Raw genomic sequence first — 1,048 nt, forward strand, 5'->3', positions numbered from 1 at the left:
TTACACTACAGTAATAGTACTGAAATAAAAGTAGCTAAGGAATGCACCAAACTATTATTAAGGCAATAAAAAACCCAGCCAATAGACTGGGTTTTCAATATTTTATGAGCTCATTAAATCGTAAAACGATTAGCCGATGTGCGTTACGCCGCCCATGTATGGCTGAAGTACTGCTGGGATAGCAATACGGCCATCTGCTTCTTGGTTGTTCTCAAGAATCGCAACCATAGTACGACCAACAGCAAGACCAGAACCGTTTAGTGTGTGCACAAGTTCAGGTTTCTTCTCGCCTTTACGACGGAAACGAGCTTGCATACGACGAGCTTGGAAATCCCACATGTTTGAACAAGAAGAGATTTCGCGGTAAGTCTCTTGTGCTGGAACCCATACTTCTAAGTCGTAAGTTTTCGCAGCGCCGAAGCCCATGTCACCAGTACATAGAACCACTTTACGGTAAGGAAGCTCTAGAAGTTGAAGTACTTTTTCAGCGTGACCTGTTAGCTCTTCAAGAGCAGCCATAGAGTCTTCTGGCTTAGTAATTTGTACTAGTTCAACTTTGTCGAATTGGTGCATACGGATAAGACCACGAGTGTCACGACCGTAAGAACCTGCTTCAGAACGGAAGCATGGTGTGTGAGCTGTCATCTTAAGTGGCAGTTCAGCTTCGTCTGTAATGGTATCGCGAACCATGTTCGTTACCGGTACTTCCGCAGTAGGGATAAGTGATAGCGTCTTAAGAGGTACGTCACTTACTTGCTCAGTTAGCGGGCTTGTGTGGAACAAGTCTTCGCCAAACTTAGGAAGTTGACCCGTGCCGTATAGGCTATCGTGGTTTACTAGGTACGGTACGTACATTTCTGTGTAGCCGTGCTCATCAGTGTGAAGGTCCAACATGAACTGAGCAATCGCACGGTGTAGACGTGCAAATTTGCCTTTCATCACGATGAAACGAGAACCTGAGATTTTTACTGCGCTAGCAAAATCAAGACCGCCAGACATTTCGCCAAGATCAACGTGATCTTTCACTTCGAAGTCGTAAGTCTTAGGT

Annotated in this window: 1 protein-coding gene; it reads right to left on the reverse strand. The window is 45.0% G+C overall.

Annotation, left to right across the window (positions count from 1 at the left end; translation table 11 throughout):
* Nucleotides 1-129: 129 nt before the first annotated feature.
* Nucleotides 130-1,048 (reverse strand): serine--tRNA ligase (serS, locus tag BCT81_RS03125; protein ID WP_102423209.1); only part of this gene is annotated, 919 nt, incomplete at its 5' end.

The sequence above is a fragment of the Vibrio sp. 10N.261.52.A1 genome (assembly GCF_002876325.1).
In the GTDB taxonomy this organism is placed as follows: domain Bacteria; phylum Pseudomonadota; class Gammaproteobacteria; order Enterobacterales; family Vibrionaceae; genus Vibrio; species Vibrio chagasii.